Origin of the sequence: Glutamicibacter sp. FBE19 (genome assembly GCF_015524875.1) — a bacterium.
Classification (GTDB): domain Bacteria; phylum Actinomycetota; class Actinomycetes; order Actinomycetales; family Micrococcaceae; genus Glutamicibacter; species Glutamicibacter halophytocola.
The window spans coordinates 319,006-334,508 of record NZ_JACKQN010000004.1; the positions used below are offsets into that span (position 1 = coordinate 319,006).

The 15,503-nt window shown below is 64.3% G+C and carries 18 protein-coding genes; 6 read left to right on the forward strand and 12 right to left on the reverse strand.

The window, feature by feature from the left end:
- The coding region (locus H6F58_RS18325; protein ID WP_195181667.1) for a C40 family peptidase at positions 1-598 on the forward strand (598 nt) is incomplete at its 5' end.
- A gap of 80 nt (positions 599-678) precedes the next feature.
- On the opposite strand, the gene H6F58_RS09700 is transcribed toward H6F58_RS18325, so the two are convergent.
- Positions 679-1,653, reverse strand: a complete 975-nt coding sequence (locus H6F58_RS09700; protein WP_146277359.1) for a universal stress protein — start codon at positions 1,651-1,653, stop codon at positions 679-681.
- Positions 1,654-1,822: 169 nt separating this feature from the next.
- On the opposite strand from H6F58_RS09700, the gene H6F58_RS09705 reads away from it, so the two are divergent.
- Positions 1,823-3,274 carry an NCS2 family permease gene (locus H6F58_RS09705; protein WP_060700293.1) on the forward strand — a complete coding sequence of 484 codons (1,452 nt, stop codon included), beginning with the start codon at positions 1,823-1,825 and terminating at the stop codon, positions 3,272-3,274.
- Between the two features lie 91 nt (positions 3,275-3,365).
- Positions 3,366-3,875, forward strand: a complete 510-nt coding sequence (locus tag H6F58_RS09710; protein ID WP_195181668.1) for a DUF2087 domain-containing protein — start codon at positions 3,366-3,368, stop codon at positions 3,873-3,875.
- 3 nt (positions 3,876-3,878) lie between these two features.
- Here H6F58_RS09710 and H6F58_RS09715 read toward each other — a convergent pair whose 3' ends face one another.
- Positions 3,879-4,712 carry a fused MFS/spermidine synthase gene (locus H6F58_RS09715; RefSeq protein ID WP_244652513.1) on the reverse strand — a complete coding sequence of 278 codons (834 nt, stop codon included), beginning with the start codon at positions 4,710-4,712 and terminating at the stop codon, positions 3,879-3,881.
- Positions 4,705-5,211 carry a GNAT family N-acetyltransferase gene (locus tag H6F58_RS09720; RefSeq protein WP_206693585.1) on the reverse strand — a complete coding sequence of 169 codons (507 nt, stop codon included), beginning with the start codon at positions 5,209-5,211 and terminating at the stop codon, positions 4,705-4,707. The genes H6F58_RS09715 and H6F58_RS09720 overlap by 8 nt, the downstream gene beginning before the upstream one ends.
- A gap of 181 nt (positions 5,212-5,392) precedes the next feature.
- Between H6F58_RS09720 and H6F58_RS09725 the strand changes: the two genes are divergently transcribed.
- Positions 5,393-5,746, forward strand: a complete 354-nt coding sequence (locus tag H6F58_RS09725; RefSeq protein ID WP_195181669.1) for a hypothetical protein — start codon at positions 5,393-5,395, stop codon at positions 5,744-5,746.
- A gap of 16 nt (positions 5,747-5,762) precedes the next feature.
- On the opposite strand, the gene H6F58_RS09730 is transcribed toward H6F58_RS09725, so the two are convergent.
- From H6F58_RS09730 to H6F58_RS09765, 8 genes are read right to left on the reverse strand one after another with little or no spacing between them, the layout of a single operon-like run.
- Entirely contained in the window at positions 5,763-6,452 is a 690-nt protein-coding gene (locus H6F58_RS09730; protein ID WP_195181670.1) for an O-methyltransferase, read from the reverse strand.
- Positions 6,449-6,775 (reverse strand): thiamine-binding protein, encoded by a 327-nt coding sequence (locus H6F58_RS09735; protein WP_060700287.1) that lies wholly within the window; start codon positions 6,773-6,775, stop codon positions 6,449-6,451. Before H6F58_RS09735 ends, H6F58_RS09730 begins: the two co-directional genes overlap by 4 nt.
- A gap of 52 nt (positions 6,776-6,827) precedes the next feature.
- Entirely contained in the window at positions 6,828-7,145 is a 318-nt protein-coding gene (locus H6F58_RS09740) for an AzlD domain-containing protein (RefSeq protein ID WP_060700286.1), read from the reverse strand.
- Positions 7,142-7,831, reverse strand: coding sequence for an AzlC family ABC transporter permease (locus H6F58_RS09745; RefSeq protein WP_060700285.1), 690 nt, complete (start codon positions 7,829-7,831; stop codon positions 7,142-7,144). The genes H6F58_RS09740 and H6F58_RS09745 overlap by 4 nt, the downstream gene beginning before the upstream one ends.
- 22 nt (positions 7,832-7,853) lie before the next feature.
- Entirely contained in the window at positions 7,854-8,540 is a 687-nt protein-coding gene (locus tag H6F58_RS09750; protein WP_060700284.1) for a hypothetical protein, read from the reverse strand.
- A gap of 4 nt (positions 8,541-8,544) precedes the next feature.
- Positions 8,545-9,414 carry a glycerophosphodiester phosphodiesterase family protein gene (locus H6F58_RS09755; RefSeq protein WP_060700283.1) on the reverse strand — a complete coding sequence of 290 codons (870 nt, stop codon included), beginning with the start codon at positions 9,412-9,414 and terminating at the stop codon, positions 8,545-8,547.
- A gap of 26 nt (positions 9,415-9,440) precedes the next feature.
- Complete coding sequence (gene xylB / locus H6F58_RS09760) at positions 9,441-10,829, reverse strand: xylulokinase (protein ID WP_171919932.1); 1,389 nt, start codon at positions 10,827-10,829, stop codon at positions 9,441-9,443.
- Between the two features lie 14 nt (positions 10,830-10,843).
- Positions 10,844-11,662: a DeoR/GlpR family DNA-binding transcription regulator gene (locus H6F58_RS09765; RefSeq protein ID WP_075972379.1), complete on the reverse strand. Its 819-nt coding sequence runs from the start codon at positions 11,660-11,662 to the stop codon at positions 10,844-10,846.
- 141 nt (positions 11,663-11,803) lie between these two features.
- Between H6F58_RS09765 and H6F58_RS09770 the strand changes: the two genes are divergently transcribed.
- Entirely contained in the window at positions 11,804-13,129 is a 1,326-nt protein-coding gene (locus H6F58_RS09770; protein ID WP_195181671.1) for an MFS transporter, read from the forward strand.
- 37 nt (positions 13,130-13,166) lie between these two features.
- On the forward strand, positions 13,167-14,654 hold the full coding sequence (locus tag H6F58_RS09775) for a mannitol dehydrogenase family protein (protein ID WP_195181672.1): 1,488 nt from the start codon (positions 13,167-13,169) through the stop codon (positions 14,652-14,654).
- A 58-nt stretch (positions 14,655-14,712) separates the two neighbouring features.
- Here the strand turns inward: H6F58_RS09775 and H6F58_RS09780 are convergent, their stop codons facing one another.
- The gene (locus H6F58_RS09780; protein ID WP_146277347.1) at positions 14,713-15,270 is read right to left on the reverse strand and encodes a dihydrofolate reductase family protein; all 558 of its coding nucleotides are present in this window, start codon (positions 15,268-15,270) and stop codon (positions 14,713-14,715) included.
- Positions 15,271-15,503 lie beyond the last annotated feature (233 nt).

Below are 15,503 nucleotides of genomic sequence, written 5' to 3' on the forward strand. Positions count from 1 at the left end.
GCCAACCAAGACGGCGGAGCCGACTCCGAAGCCTGAGCCCAAGCCGACCAAGACCGCGGAGCCAAAGCCGACCAAAACGGCTGAGCCTAAGCCAACTCCGAAGCCTGAGCCAAAGCCAACCAAGACCGCGGAGCCCAAGCCGACTCCAACGCCAACGCCGAAGCCGACCCCTAAGCCTGAGCCAACCAAGACCGCGGAGCCACAGCCGGAACCGGACACTGGCCGCAGCTACTCGGCTGCCATCGCCTGGGCCTTGAAGACCGCTGACGACCCAAGCAAGTACTACGTCTACGGCGGCAACGGCCCTAACGCCTTTGACTGCTCGAGCTTCTCGCAGCGTGCCTTCGGCCAGTCGGGCATCAGCCTGCCACGCACCTCGACCCAGCAGTTCTTCAGCGCACCGCAGTACGTGTCGCTGAGCAACCTGCGCCCGGGCGACCTGGTGTTCTCCTCCTCCAACGGCGGATCCTCGTTCTACCACGTAGCCATCTACATCGGCAACGGCAATGTCGTCCACGCCCGCAACCCAAGTGTCGGCATTTCGGTGACGCCATTGAGCTGGGTCAACAACCTGTACTCAAAGGCAGCTCGCTACTAGAAGCAGCCGCCGAACAGCAGAAGGCCACGCACCCATCGGGTGCGTGGCCTTCTGCTATTCGCCTTCTGCAGTGGCCGCGGCTACTGCTCCTGGGCTCGGGTATCGAAGTTCTTGCGATCTTCCAGCCGTGGATCCTCGGAATCGGGAACCACCATGACCGGGCCCTTGGAGTGGTGCAGCACGCCCTGCGAAGTGGACCCCAGCAGCATGCCGGTGAATCCACCGCGGCCTCGCGAACCGGTCACGGTCAACACCGCATGCTCGGACTCGCGGATCAGCACCTCGACCGGAGGCCCGGAGACCACGTCGGTTTCCATCTTCAGCTCAGGGTAGTGCGAACGCAGCCACTTCGTGCCCACGCCCATCTGATAGCGGACATCTTCGAGCACCGCTTCCTGGTCAATGGTCGCCGGCATCCATGCCAGCGCCGCACCCACCGGTGGCACCGCGCAGATCAGGCGCAGCGTCAGGTCGCTGGCCATCGCCGCGTCAGCGGCCGCGAGCACCGCGGAGCGCGCCCGGTCAGAACCATCCACGCCAACCACAATGCACTTGCGATCAGCGGCCACATCTCCGGTGGCGTCCTGCTCCTTGGACATGCACAAGGGCACGACCACGGTCGGGCACTTGGAGTGGGCTGGCAGGGCCGAGGACACGGAGCCGAGCAGGCGGCCCACAAAACCGCCACGTCCACGGGTGCCGACCACGACCAGCTCGGCGTCCTGGCTCAAATCCAGGAGCACCCCGGCCGGGTCCCCCGACTCGATGTACGTGCGGATCTGCGCCGCACTGCCTTCAAGGTCGATCCGCGCCTGGCGCACGATTTCTTCGGCGCCACCGCGAATCAGGTCATCATCCAGGGTCGAATAGCCGGCATCCATGGAGGATGCGGCAAAGACCGGGATCGTGTAGGCGGAAACGATATTCAGCACGCTGCCGCGGCGCACCGCCTCGCGTTCGGCCCAGCGCAACGCGCACTTGCTTTGCTGCGAACCGTCAACACCGACAACAATTCCTTCGATCTTTTCTGCTGCGACTGGCGCTTCGTCACTCATCTGAATCGCTCCTTCATAACCTCAGATCAACATGGGTGTGATTTCCCTTACCTCCAATGTACTTGCTTTGATAGTTCTTGGTGTGAGTTGGGTCTAAAGATTTTTGATTGCGCCTAGTTAGCCATGAATCAGGTATCATTTGGCAACTAAAACGACATAGAATTTTTGCATGTCCTCCTCCACAAACACCGCGTCCGGGACTTCTGTGGCCGCGCGCATCGACCGATACTTCAAGATTTCGGAACGGCGTTCAACGTTCTCCACCGAAGTTCGCGGCGGCATCGCCACGTTCTTCGCGATGAGCTACATCGTCGTCCTCAACCCGCTGGTGCTCTCCGGCGCCGATTCCTCGGGCGGTGAGCTGGGCATCCAGCGCGTTGCCGCTGTGACCGCTTTCGTGGCTGGCATCCTGACCATCCTGATGGGCATTTGGGCCCGCCATCCCTTTGCCATGGCCACCGGCCTGGGCGTCAATGCCTTTGTGGCCATCACCGTGGCCACCAACCCGGAACTGACCTGGGCCGACGTCATGGGCCTGGTGCTCATCGCCGGTGTGGTCATGTTCGTCCTGGTGCTCACCGGCTTCAGAACCGCGGTGTTCAACGCCGTTCCGGCCGGGCTGAAAACGGCCATCGTGGTGGGCATCGGCATGTTCATCGCATTGATCGGCCTGGTGAACGCCGGGTTCGTGCAGCGCATCCCGGATGCAGCGAACACCACCGTGCCGGTGGGGCTAGGCTTTGACGGCGAGCTGATGGGCTGGCCAATCCTGGTCTTCATCATCGGCCTGCTGCTGACCATGGCACTGGTGGTGCGCAAGGTCAAGGGCGCGATCCTGATCGGCATCGTCGTCTCCGCCATCCTGGCCAACATCCTCGAAGCCGTCTTCCACATCGGCGAATTCGAGACCGGCAGCTGGTCCCTGGTGGTTCCATCCCTGCCGGAGTGGACCCTGCCTGACCTCTCGCTGATCGGCCAGGTGAGCATCTTCGGCGCCTTCAGCAAGATCGGCTTCACCGCGGCATCGCTGCTGGCCTTCGTCATCCTGCTCTCGATCTTCTTCGACGCCATGGGCACCATGGTGGGACTGGCTTCCGAAGCCGGCACCATGGACGAGAACGGGCAGATCCCCGACGTGGACAAGGTGCTGATGGTTGATGCAGCCGGCGCCATCGTGGGCGGCGGAACCTCCAGCTCCTCGGCCCAGATCTTCGTGGAGTCCGGTGCCGGCATCGGCGAGGGCGCGCGCACCGGCCTGGCCTCGGTAATCACCGGCTTGCTGATGATCGTCGCGATGTTCCTGAGCCCGCTGATCTACCTGGTGCCTTTCGAGGCTGTGGCCCCGGCCCTGGTGGTCGTCGGCTTCATGATGATCACCCAGGTCTCCAAGATCGACTGGAACGACTGGGGCATTGCGCTGCCGGCCTTCCTGACCTTCACCCTGATGCCGTTCACCTATTCGATTGCCAACGGCATCGGCGCCGGCTTCATCTCCTACGTCTTCATCCGCGCCACCCAGGGCCGCGCCAAGGAAATCCACCCGCTGATGTGGGTTGTCTCCGCGGCGTTCGTGCTGTTCTTCGGCATCGGCCTGATCGAGATGTGGGTCGGGGTCAAGTAATCCCGCGCTTCATGCTGCAGCCCGCCATGGCCTGTCCATGGCGGGCTGTTGTGCGTCTTCATCCATTTGCCGATTGGCTAGGATAAGGAGCATGAGCGAAGAGCACCCGATTGCCGGGCAATGGATCCAAGTCGCTGCCGGGTTGAAGAATCCCGGCATGCGCCAGCTGCTCGGGGCAGTGCTTGCCGGGACCGGGATGCCCGCGGAGCCCAGCAAGTCCCAGCTCAAGGACCTGGCGCGCTGGGAAAAGATCGGCTTGCTCCGCCATGACGGGCAAGGCTGGCAGGTCAACGAACAGCTATTGGAGCGGACCCTGTCTTCGGCGAGCGCGCAGAAGGCCGATCGCAGCGGCATCCAGCGCTTCCTCGACGGACCACGCCTGGCGGCTCTTCCGGCCAAGCCCGGGCACCGGCACGAGGTGCTGGTGCATATCCGCGACGCGGTGATCAGCCCGGCGGAGCAGCTGCGCGAAGAGCAGCTGAACGAGCGGCTGCGGGTCTTCCACCCCGATACCGCCCTGCTGCGCCGCTATATGGTCGATCATGCCCTGCTGCTGCGCGCAGCCGATGGCTCCAGCTACCGGATCGGTTCCGGAGCCTAGTGCCTAGGCCTGGGGAATGATCGGGCTGGCCCCTGCGGCAAAGCGCTGCACCGAGGCCCCGGAGACCAGTTGCGCTGGCAGCGGCGCGGTGCGCAGGTTGCGCTCGAAAGCGGCGCCCAGGGCGAGCGGCTCGTCGCTGGCCAGGAAGACGATATTGCCGTAGCGCCGGCCCTTGAGCATCGGCGGGTCGGCAATCATGGCCACGTGCTCGAATACTTCGAGCAGGGTGGCTGCCTCGGCCTTGGCGCCGGCCAGATCGGCGGTGTCCCCGCAGTTCATGATGTACACCCCGCCGCCGTCCAGCACCCGCTGGGCATGGCGGGCGTAGTCCACCGTGGTCAGTTCGCGCGGGGTGGTGCTTCCGGCAAAAACGTCGCGGATGATCACGTCGCGGCTGTCATCGCTCAGGGTGGGCAGCACCTGGCCGGCATCGCCCACGCGCAGCCGCACCAGCGGGGCACGGGGCACGTCGAACGAGGTGCGCACCAGTTCAGCCAGCTTCGCGTCCAGTTCCACCACGACCTGGCGGGCGTTCTCGTAGCTTGCCGCGACCCAGCGGGCCATGGAGCAGCCGCCTCCGCCCAGATGCAGCACGCGCAGCTTGCGGGCGCGCCCGTCGAAGTCGCTGGCCGGGAAGCCGAAGGTGAAAATCGGTTCCATCCAGCGCATGTACTCGAAGTCGAGGTATGTCGGATCATCCAGGTCCACGTGCGAGGACGGGACGCCGTTGACCTTCAGGATGTAGCGGTTGCCGCCATAGGGGTCGGCCTCGATCATGGCGCTTCCGGTATCAATGGGGAATTCGCCGAGCAACGAGTCCCTGGAATCCCTAGCCATGTGCGCGCACCATCCGTCGTTCTACCAGTCCCTGCCAGGTGCCAACCAGTGCTTCGGTGGTTCCATCGGCGGTGAATCCCTGTTTTTCAAAAAATGCCTGCGCCCGGTGGTTGCCCTCCAGCACCCAGACCAGGGCATCGCGCTGCCCGAGCACCACCTGCATCAGGTGGGCGCCCAGTCCGCTGCCGTAGTACTGCTCGAGCACGTAGAGCATGCCCAGCTCGATATCGACGCCGGCATCCTGGTCTTCGTCGATGCTCGGGGTTGCCCCGGCCAGGCCGATGATCGCCCCCTGTGGGTCTTCGGCGATGAAAAACTGCGCGCCGGAGGCCAGTCCGCGTTCCCACCACGCAACCTGCCCGTCGAGCTCTTGCTCATGATGGGCGAAAAAGGATGGTTCGCGCAGTCCGGCATAGGCTTCGCGCCAGCATTGCAGCTTCATCTCCAGCGCTTTGCGCACGTCGTTCTCGGTCGCCAGGCGGATTCGGTAGTCGTTCATATGTGGCACATTTATACCCTACGGCAGTGCCCTGGCCTATTTCAGCCAACGCTCCCTGCGCCCCTCCTACTTAAGTAGGATTGCAGACAGTCCAAGTGTTTGAAAAAATACTAGTCGAGGCTCAATCCACCGGGAGCAGAAAAAGAGGCAAGGTTTGCATCAAAATACGAAGTACGCGTGTTTGACTGCAGGACTTGTCGGCTCGCTCACCCTGGCCATCAGCCTCTCTGCGACGCTGTGGGTGATCCTGCTCGGATCCATCATCCTCGCCGCCGGATTCAGCCTCCTGTCCAAGCTCGAGCGCTTGTGGGGCCCAGCCGCCCCGGAACATTACTACTACATCATCCCGATGCTGGTGGGCCCGGTCGTCGCCGGCCTGGTGCGCAATACCGAATACGCGCTGTGGGTGGGAGCCCCGGTGGCCGTGATCTGTGCGCTGGCGGTGCATTACCTGATCATCAAGTCCCCGCCGTTCAGGCATGATCCTGATGAAGAATTCGACCGCGAGTTCCACGATCACCATTCAGCGCGCTAGCCATCGGCTTTGCTCCCTACAGCACCCGCGCGAGCGCGAATCCGTCCCAGCCCTTGGAGCCCAGCGTCTGCAAAGCGGTCGCCGAGATCCGCGGGTGATCGCGCAGCCACAGCAGCGATTCCTGGACTCCGCGCACGTCGGCTTCCTGGCTGCCCAGCTGGCCCGGATCATCCAAGATGGCGCCGCCACGCACCACATTGTCCAGGACCAGCACCGTGCCCGGGTGCGAGAGCTCCAGCGCACGCTCCAGATAGATCACGTTGTTGCGCTTGTCGGCATCGATGAAGATCAAATCAAAGGCTTCGCTGCGCTTGGCAATCAAGGTGTCCAGGGTTCCGCGGGCGGCTCCCAGCTTGATTTCCACCCGGTCCGCGAGCCCGGAGCGTTCCAGATTCTCCCGGGCCACCGAGGCGTGCAACGGCTCGAATTCGCAGGTGACCACCTTGCCGGACGGACCGGCTCCGAGGGCCAGCCAGCTGGTCGAATAGCCGCCGAGCGTGCCGATCTCCAATACCCGCCGGGCGCCAATCATCTCTGCGAGCAGCTGCAGGAATTTGCCCTGGCCCGCGCTGACTTCAATGGGCGGCAAGCCGGCGGCCCGGCCGTGCTCGCGCCCTTTCTCCAGGGACTCGACCTGGAGCCCGAGGGATTCTTCCAGATATTGCTCAACCGCACCGGCCTCTCGGTCGGTTGAATGGTGAATCATGACGATGCACTCCCCTCACTATCCTTGATTGCCTGCTCCAGCCGCTGGATCTTTCCATCCAGTTCGCCTTCGCGTCCGGGACGGATATCGGCTTTGATGACCAGCGAGATGCGCGAGCCAAAGGGCGCGACGGCCTCGGTGGCGCGTTTCACGACGTCGAAAACCTCGTCCCATTCGCCTTCAATTTCGGTGAACATGGAACTGGTGCGGTTGGGCAACCCGGAATCGCGCACGACTCTTACGGCTTCGGCGACGGCGTCATGCACCGATCCGTCGGGGTTGCTGCCAGTACCGGATGGGGCTACAGAAAAAGCTACGATCATGCATCTACTTTCCCACCCCGGCCCCGGCTTGTCATCTGCTTTGAGCAGGTGCTCAGGCGGCCAGCCCGGTGGCGCGCAGCAGAATCGCGGCCAGCGCCCCGGCCAATACCACCACCAGGTAGGGAGCTTTGAAGAACAGCGCGATCATGGCGGCCGCCAAGGCGCCGATGCGTGCATCGAGCACCAGCTCCTGGCCGGAAGTGAACGCGTTGACGGTGACCAGGGAGGCCAGCAGCGCTATGGTCAGTGTCGAGGCCACGCGGGTCATGATCGGCGAATCCAGGACCTTGCGCGGAACGAAATAGCCGCACAGCTTGATGGCATAGGCGGCAAGGCAAGCGCCCAGAACCCACCAGCTCAGTTCGCTCATTTTTGCTCCTCGCCCACGCTGTGCAGCCCGCCATGCTCGGTTGCCGGCGGCGCCTTGCGCACCGTGCATAGCGCATAGATCGCGGCACAGACCGCGGTGATCAAAATCGGCAGGCCAGGGGCGCTGATCGGCACGGCCAGTGCGGTCAGCACCGCGGCGGCCACGGCGATGAGCACCGGCTGCATGGATTTCAGCCGCGGCCACAACAGGCCGATAAAGGCCGCGACCGCAGCACCGTCAAGACCCCAGGCTGCCGGATCCCCCATCTGCTCGCCGAGCAGGGCGCCGGCCAGCGTGAACAGGTTCCACAGCACATAGACCCCCACGCCCGCGGTCACAAATCCCCGGCGCTTTTCCGAGATCTTCGCCTGCCCCAGGCTCACGGCCGTTGATTCGTCGATGGTCACCTGGGCCATCCACGGCACCTGCTTGCCCAGCGGCCGCAAGGCCTGCTTGATCTGCATTCCGTAGACGGCGTTGCGCACGCCCAGCAGCGTGGCGGCAGAAAATGCGGCCGAGGCCGCGCCGCCGCCGGAGATCACTCCGATGAAGGCGAACTGCGACCCGCCGGTGAACATCAAGGCGCTCAATGCCACCGTCTGCCACAGGTCCAGTCCCGCGGCGATGGACAGGGCGCCAAAGGAAATTCCGTACAACCCGGTGGCGATCGAAATGGACAGGCCCATTTTTGTCGCCGGGGTCAAGAATCTAGCCACCGTGGCTGGCCTCGTAGCGCACCTTGCAGGCTCCGCGCTTGACCTTGGCTTCGAGAATAGTGAACCCGCTGAGCTGATCGACGTTGCCCACGTGGGTGCCGCCGCAGGGTTCGGCGTTGATCCCGGCGATGGTGACGGTGCGATGCCCTGCGGCGTCCATGGCGCTGCTGATGGCTCCGCCCTGGGCTACCAGCTGGTCAACCCGCTGCTGCAGCCATTGCCTGGCGGCTGCGCGTTGCGCCTCGTCAGCCAGCGGCATGTCGATGCTGTCCGGGTCGAAGTCCAGGCGCGCCTGCCCCGGGAAGTGCGAGTGGCCCCGGTGCTGCCAGCCGCGCTGTTCGCCGGCGAATCCCAGCACGTGCCCGGCGGTGTGCAAGGCAGCGTGCTTGAGGCGCAGTTCGCGGTCGATCGCCGTGTGCACCACTGCGCCGGCATTCTTGGCTTCTGCGCCGCGCAGGATCACCAGGCCATCCTTATTGCGCTGCACGGTGACCTGCTGCCCGTCAACGGTGCCCGAATCCTCGGGCTGCCCGCCTCCGCGCGGATGGAAAATATTGGGGCTCACCGCCACCCAGCGGCCCTCTTCGTCATCGCCGGTGGCTATGACGGTCGCCGTGGTGCTGAAAACATAGGTGTCCTGCAGATACAGGTTGATCTGGTCGATAGTATTGCCGCTCATGATCCTAGTGCTGTTCCAATTCCCTGCGTAGTTCCACCGGCCGGTTGCTGGTCAGCTCCCCGACTCCGAGCCCAATCAAATACTGCGCGTCGGCCGGGCGGTCCACCGTCCAGATCCGGGCCTGCCGCCCTTCATCCAGCCAGCGGCGCACGATCTTCTCATTGGCCCGCGTCCAGGCGACTCCGGATCCGATAATGCCGGCCCCGCCGGCGTTGATCAGCTCGATGCCCTCGGCCACCGAGCGGCAGAGCACCGAGTACACCCCGGCCCGCCCGACCTGGCCGGAATCCAGGAGCTCCTGGATGTACTCGGGGTTCACCTCGGTCATCAGCTGGCACAGCAAGCTGGAATCCACCGTGCGGCCCAGGTAGCGCAGCGAGTCCGGCTCAAAGCTCATCAGGGTCACCGCGATCTGCCCGCGGCTGCCGGCCTTCCCGGTCCCGGGATCAAAGCCATGGGCGTCGAGCACCTGCAGCACCCGGTCTTCGAGCAGGTGCCCGTAGGGACTGGGGTGCTTGATTTCCACGGCCAGGCCCACCGGCGTGCCGCGCTGATCGATCAGCTCCAGCAGCTCGCCCAGGCTCAGCAGCTGCTCATTTTCGGTGCCGTATTCTGCCGGCACCTCCGCGGGCACGACCCCGGTGAAGTCCATGGCCTTGAGCTGCTCGAGGGTGAAGGCGGAAACCAGGCCGGAGGCGTCGGAGGTGCGATCCACGGTGGGGTCATGGTGGCACACCACTTCCCCGTCCATGCTCAAATGGACATCGCACTCTATTCCGTCCGCGCCCTCGTCAATGGCCTGCAGGTAGGCGGCCCGGGTATTCTCCGAGTATTTGTGCGAACTGCCGCGGTGGGCGAAAAAGAGCGTATCCATGGTTCCTACGCTACGCGATATCGGCCCTAATTCCAGCCTTCGGTGGCATCGCGCAGCTTCGCGTAGCCTGCATAGATTTCCGGCCGGGGCGAGGCCTGGTAGCGGGTTGGCTCGGCGATATCCCAGACCGGCGGCTGCTCCTGGCCGCCCAGCGCCCAGGCCGCTTGCCGGGCGGCTCCCAGCGCCACGTATTCAGCAGTCCTGGGCACGTCCACGGCCACCCCGAAAATTTGCGGGGCGATGACCCGGACCGCCTCGGCCTGGGCGCCGCCGCCGATCAGCAGGATCCGCTTCGTGGCCACCTTGGTGCTCGCTTCCAGCGCCGCGACCGCATCCTTCATGGAGCACAGCAGCCCTTCCACATAGGCGCGGGCGATCTGCTCGCGGGTGGTGGTGCCGCGCAGCCCCTGAAGCAGGCCGGTGGCTTCGGGCCGGTTGGGGGTGCGTTCCCCGCCGAGGTACGGCAGCAGCACGACCCCGCCGGACCCCGGCTCGGCAGCCAGCGCCAGGTCGGAGAATTCCTGCTTCCCGACCCCGAGCATGCGTGCACCGAAGTCCAGGACCGGCGCCCCGTTCAGGGTGCAGGCCAGCGGCAGGAATTTGCCGTTGGCGGCGACAAAGCCGGTCACCATTCCGCTGCCGTCATGCACGCTGTCCTCGACCACCGCGGAGGCCACCCCGGAGGTGCCGACGGAGATGCAGACATCACCGGGCTGCAGGTCGAGCCCCAGCGCGGCAGCCATATTATCCCCGGTGCCCGCGCCGATCACGGCGCCGGTGGAGGTCCGCCCCACCGCCTCATTGGCCTCGGCCAGCCGCGGCAGCGCCACGCTGTGCCCCAGCGCGGCCGCCGCGAGATCGGGCAAGAAGCGGCGCGCGGCCGGATCGTAGTACCCGGTGCCCGAGGCGTCCCCGTGATCGGTCACCGCTTCCTTGCGCCCGCCCAAATGCCAGGTGAGGTAGTCGTGGGGCAGCAGGACCTGGGTGGTGCGCGACGCGTTCTCCGGCTCGTGATCGCGCAGCCAGCGCAGCTTGGTCACGGTCAGCGAGGCCACCGGGACGCTGCCGATCTTCTCGGCGCAGGCCTGCGCGCCGCCGAGCTCTTCGGTCAGGTCCCTGGCTTGCTGGGCGGAGGAGGTATCGTTCCACAGCATGGCCTCGCGCACCGGCTGCCCGTGCTCGTCCAGGGCCACCATGCCGTGCTGCTGCCCGGCGATGGACACCGCGGAGGCCTGCTCCAGCAGTCCCGCGGTGGCCGATTCCAGCGCGGTGATCCAGTGCTGCGGATCGATCTGGGTTCCCGGCAGGTGGCTGCTGCGCTGCTCGGCCACCACTTCCCCGCTCTGCGCGTCGACCAGCAGGGCCTTGCAGGATTGGGTGGAAGAGTCGATGCCTAGGACGTAGGTGGGTTTCATGGCTGTTCCTTTGCTCAGGTGCTGACGATGTGGATGCGCGGGCCCAGGCCCTGCAGTTCGCTCATGAGCCGCTGATCGAGCTGGTCGTCGATGACCACGTCGTCGATTTCGGCCAGGTCCATGACGTGGTAGATGCCGGCGGATTCGAATTTGCTGGAGTCCATCACCAGGATCTTGCGCCGGCCCATTTGCAGCAGGCTGCGCTTGGTGCGCGCCGCTTCGGCGTCCGGGTGCAGCAGGGCCTGGTTCTTGATGGCCGTGGTGGACACGAATACGGCGTCGGCCATCAGCCGCTGGGCTTGCTCGACCACGATCGAGCCGAGGAAGGAATCGGTTTCGGCATAGTACTGTCCGCCCAGGCCTACCATGTCGATATGCGCCATGGCGGAAACCGCGCCCATCAGCGCCAGCGAGTGGGTGATCACGGTGGACGGTTCGCGTTCTTCCAAATAGCTGCCCAGCGCCCCGATGGTGGTGGAGTCATCCAGTGCGATCACCGAGTTGCGTTCGATCAGCTGCGCCGCGGTGGCGGCGAGCTGGCGCTTGACCTCGGCGTTCAGGTGCCGGCGCAGGCGCACATCGCGTTCGGCGAGCCGGGCGGTGATGGCCCGGGCTCCTCCGCGGATCCGCTCCACCCGGCCTTCCTTGGCCAGCTGTTCCAGGTCGCGGTGGATGGTCATGGCACTGACCCCGAAGATCTCGGCCAGCTCTTCCACCCGGCAGCTGCGGGACTTGTTCACATGCCCGGTGATTTCCTCGCGGCGGGTCTCCGGAGGCAGCCCCTGGGCTGCATCGGGAGCATCGTTTTTAACATCAGATTCGTTATATGCCACAACTTCGATGATAGATGCTGCACCCGCACTTGCAAAACATCATTTTTAGCAAGTTTTTAACAAAAAATCTGTTGAGTTTGTTGTTTTGGTGTTAGATTAGTTCAATCGATCACACCTGCAAGGCCGTCGCAAAGGAGCGCCATGAATTCCCACCCATTGCCTGCACCACCGAGCACGAGCACCTCGATCCTCGATAAGCTCGGGCTGCCTCGCCCGCTGCTCTGGGGCTTCGTGGGCCTGATGATCTTCATGATCGGCGACGGCGTGGAAACGAACATCCTCGCCCCCTACCTGACCGGCGAACACGGCTTCTCGATCCCGCTGGCCGGAACCCTGGTCACCATTTACGGCGTGGCCGTGGCCATCGCCGCCTTCCTCTCCGCCTCGCTCTCAGATCTCTGGGGCCCGCGCAAGGTCATGTTCATCGGCGCAGGCATCTGGGTGGTCTTCGAGCTGCTCTTCCTGGGCGTCGCCCTGCACAGCTCGAGCATGCCGCTGATCTTCATCGCCTACGGGCTTCGCGGCTTCGGCTACCCCTTCTTCGCCTACGGCTTCCTGGTCTGGATTTCAGCCACCGCCAATGCCAAGCGCCTGGCCGTGGCCATCGGCTGGTTCTATGTGGCCTTCAGCTCCGGGCTTCCCACCCTCGGCGCGCTGACCGCCAGCGCCAGCCTGGAAATCTTCTCCCTGAGCTACTACCAGACCCTCTGGGTCTCCCTGGCGCTGGTTGTGATCGGCGCGGCGATCGCGCTGATTGGCGTGAAGGAAAAAACCGGACGCGCCGCCCTGGTCAGCAACCCGGAAGAAGTCTTCAAGACCATGAGCTTTGGGCTGCGCCTGCTGGCGAGCAATCGCAAGGCGCTGCTGGTGATGCTCACCCGGACCATCAACTCCGTCCCCACCTACGGCATGGCCATCTTCTTCCCGGCGCTGTTCGTGGACCGATTCGGCTGGAGCGTCGGCCAGTTCCTGATCCTGACCACGGTGATCTACGCGGTGAACATCCCGTTCAACCTGTTCTTCGGTGCGCTGGGCGACAAGCTGGGCTGGTCCAAGGTCGTGGTCTGGTTCGGCGCGGTGCTCTGCGCGATCTCCATGGCGGCGCTCTACCTCGTGCCTGCCTGGGCCGTCGATCACGGCTACTCCTTCGCCTACGCCCTGACCCTGGTGATTGGTGCGGTCTTCGGCATCGGCCTGGCAGGCTTCGTTCCGCTTTCGGCCATCGCCGTCTCCCTGGCGCCCGAGCACCCCGGAGCCGCCATGGCCTCCTACAACCTGGGCATTGGCGCCGCCGTCTTCGCCGGCCCGCTGCTGGTGGCCCTGCTCTACAACGTCCTCGGGGCCTCGGGCATGGTCTTCCTCTTCGCGGCGCTCTACCTGGTAGCGGCAATCATGTCCCACGCGCTGCGCGGCACCCAGCCCGGCTTCCACGGCGTGCAGCAGCCCGCCACCATCGCAGCACACTGATCCACCCTCGAACTTGCCGACCAAGGAGCAAGCAACCATGAAACTGAACAACCGCACCCTGACCCAGCTTGATCCGCAGGTGGGCACCCCGCAGTACGACCGCAACAAGGCCACCGCCGGCATTGTGCACTTCGGCGTCGGCGGATTCCACCGGGCCCACCAGGCCATGTACCTGAATCGGCTGATGAATCAGGGCAAGGCCCTGGACTGGGGAATTATCGGCATGGGCGTGATGGAATCCGACCAGCGCATGCGCGATGTGCTGTCGGCCAGCGATGGGCTCTACACCCTCGTGGTGAAGAACCCCGATGGCTCCCGTGAAGTCGAGGTGATCGGCTCGATCCTCGGCTTCCTCTACGCACCCGACGATCTGGACGCCGCCATTGAGCAGCTGGCGGACCCGGCGATCCGCATTGTCTCGCTCACGGTCACCGAGGGCGGCTACAACGTGCACCCGGTCACCGGCGAATTCGACCTGGGCAACCGGGCCATCGCCGCAGACCTTGCCAACCCGCAGGCCCCGCGCACCACCTTCGGCCTGATCAGCGCAGGGCTGAAACTGCGTCGCGAACGCGGCATCGCCCCCTTCACCGTGATGAGCTGCGACAACATCCAGGGCAACGGCGAGGTGGCGCACAAGATGTTCGGCGCCTTCGCCACGGCGCTGGACCCCGAGTTCGGCGACTGGGTGCAGGAGAACGTATCCTTCCCGAACTCCATGGTGGATCGCATTACCCCGGTCACCACGGATGCAGACCGCGCCGATGTCGCCGAGCGCTACGGCATCGAGGATGGATGGCCCGTGGTCTGCGAGGACTTCGAGCAGTGGGTGCTGGAAGACAAGTTCGTGGCCGGCCGCCCGCCCTACGAGGAAGCCGGAGTGCAGCTGGTCGATGACGTGGTGCCCTATGAACTGATGAAGCTGCGCCTGCTCAACGCCACCCACCAGGGTCTGTGCTACTTCGGCCACCTGGCCGGCTACCGCGCAGTGCATGATGTGGCGCGCAATCCCCTGTTCGCCGATTTCTTGTTGAGCTACATGAAAAACGAGGCCGAACCGACCCTGCGCGAGCTTCCCGGCGTGGATCTGGATGCGTACCAGCACAAGCTCATCGAGCGCTACAGCAATGAATATGTGGCCGACACCGTAGCACGGCTGTGCGCTGATTCCTCGGACCGCATCCCCAAGTGGCTCATGCCCGTGGTCCGCGAGAATCTCGCCGCCGATCGGGACGTCACCTTATCGGCCGCCATCGTGGCCAGCTGGGCGCGTTATGCCGAGGGCACCGATGAATCCGACGAAGCCATCGCCATCGTCGACAGGCTGGCCGAAGAAGTGCGTGCTGCCGCGTCCAACCACGGCGACGACCCGTTGGCCTTCCTGCGCCAGCGCGACCTCTTTGGGGACGTGGTTGATGATGAGCGTTTCACTACCCCGTACCTGAAGACCTTGGAATCCCTGCATGAGCACGGATCCCTTGCGACCCTGGCTGAGCTCATGGGCCAGAAGGCCACCGCCCGCTAATCAAAAACCCGCGCCAAAGCCGGCCTGCTCGTGAACTCATTGCACGAACAGGCCGGCTTTATTGCGCGCGGCGATAGTGGGCGGCAATAACGCCATTGCCCAGGGTCATTGTTTCCCGCAGCTCCAGTCGGCGCGAAGCAGGCAACCCCGCATCGTACAGCCGCGGTCCATGCCCGGCAATGATCGGGTGAACCAGAAAGCGGTACTCGTCGATCAGTCCCAGCTGGTCCAATGCTGTTGCCAGCTTGCCGCTGCCCAAAAGCACGCCGTCCGGCACACGCTCTATCAGCTCTAGAACCGACGTGCGCAGGTCGCCAATGAGATGGTGGCTGTTTTTCCACGGAAAGTCGGCGCGCTGATCGGAAACCACATATTTGGGCTTGTCCTGCAGCTTCAATGCCCAATCGCGCAGCGCATGGGGCGCCTCGACTTCTCCGCTGGCCACCAGCGGCCAGTACTCTTCCATCATTTCGTAGGTAGTCCGGCCCCACAGCATTGCTCCGTGCTGGTCCATCAAGCCGGTGAAGTACTCGTGAGTCTCATCGTCAGCGATCCCCACTCTATGATCAATACAGCCATCAAGGGTGACATTGATAGCGAAGGTTAGATGCCCCATCTGCGGATTCTCCTCGGCCAACGACCAGTGCGTGGGTCGACTCTAGAGCGGCCACGACTCGAGCGTCAAGGGACACCCGGCTAGTTATTGCTCTGTAAACAGGAAAAAAAAGGGGGGCCAGGCACCCAACCCGAACCCCCACCAACCTGTTTTGCTGGTTAAACAAGTAAGGGCCCTGACACAAACTGTGTCAGGGCCCAAACCACATATTATTCAAGTTAAGTCCGGCGGTG

Excerpts from the sequence above, each read along its gene's own strand:
- H6F58_RS09750 (WP_060700284.1), bottom strand. The coding sequence starts at position 8,540 with ATGAGCGGCAATACTATCGACCAGATCAACCTGTATCTGCAGGACACC.
- H6F58_RS09720 (WP_206693585.1), bottom strand. The coding sequence starts at position 5,211 with ATGAACGACTACCGAATCCGCCTGGCGACCGAGAACGACGTGCGCAAA.
- H6F58_RS09710 (WP_195181668.1), top strand. The coding sequence starts at position 3,366 with ATGAGCGAAGAGCACCCGATTGCCGGGCAATGGATCCAAGTCGCTGCC.
- H6F58_RS09740 (WP_060700286.1), bottom strand. The coding sequence starts at position 7,145 with ATGAGCGAACTGAGCTGGTGGGTTCTGGGCGCTTGCCTTGCCGCCTAT.
- H6F58_RS09755 (WP_060700283.1), bottom strand. The coding sequence starts at position 9,414 with ATGGATACGCTCTTTTTCGCCCACCGCGGCAGTTCGCACAAATACTCG.
- H6F58_RS09735 (WP_060700287.1), bottom strand. The coding sequence starts at position 6,775 with ATGATCGTAGCTTTTTCTGTAGCCCCATCCGGTACTGGCAGCAACCCC.
- H6F58_RS09775 (WP_195181672.1), top strand. The coding sequence starts at position 13,167 with ATGAAACTGAACAACCGCACCCTGACCCAGCTTGATCCGCAGGTGGGC.
- H6F58_RS09715 (WP_244652513.1), bottom strand. The coding sequence starts at position 4,712 with ATGGCTAGGGATTCCAGGGACTCGTTGCTCGGCGAATTCCCCATTGAT.
- H6F58_RS09780 (WP_146277347.1), bottom strand. The coding sequence starts at position 15,270 with ATGGGGCATCTAACCTTCGCTATCAATGTCACCCTTGATGGCTGTATT.
- H6F58_RS09770 (WP_195181671.1), top strand. The coding sequence starts at position 11,804 with ATGAATTCCCACCCATTGCCTGCACCACCGAGCACGAGCACCTCGATC.
- H6F58_RS09700 (WP_146277359.1), bottom strand. The coding sequence starts at position 1,653 with ATGAGTGACGAAGCGCCAGTCGCAGCAGAAAAGATCGAAGGAATTGTT.
- H6F58_RS09745 (WP_060700285.1), bottom strand. The coding sequence starts at position 7,831 with ATGGGCCTGTCCATTTCGATCGCCACCGGGTTGTACGGAATTTCCTTT.
- H6F58_RS09730 (WP_195181670.1), bottom strand. The coding sequence starts at position 6,452 with ATGATTCACCATTCAACCGACCGAGAGGCCGGTGCGGTTGAGCAATAT.
- xylB (WP_171919932.1), bottom strand. The coding sequence starts at position 10,829 with ATGAAACCCACCTACGTCCTAGGCATCGACTCTTCCACCCAATCCTGC.
- H6F58_RS09705 (WP_060700293.1), top strand. The coding sequence starts at position 1,823 with ATGTCCTCCTCCACAAACACCGCGTCCGGGACTTCTGTGGCCGCGCGC.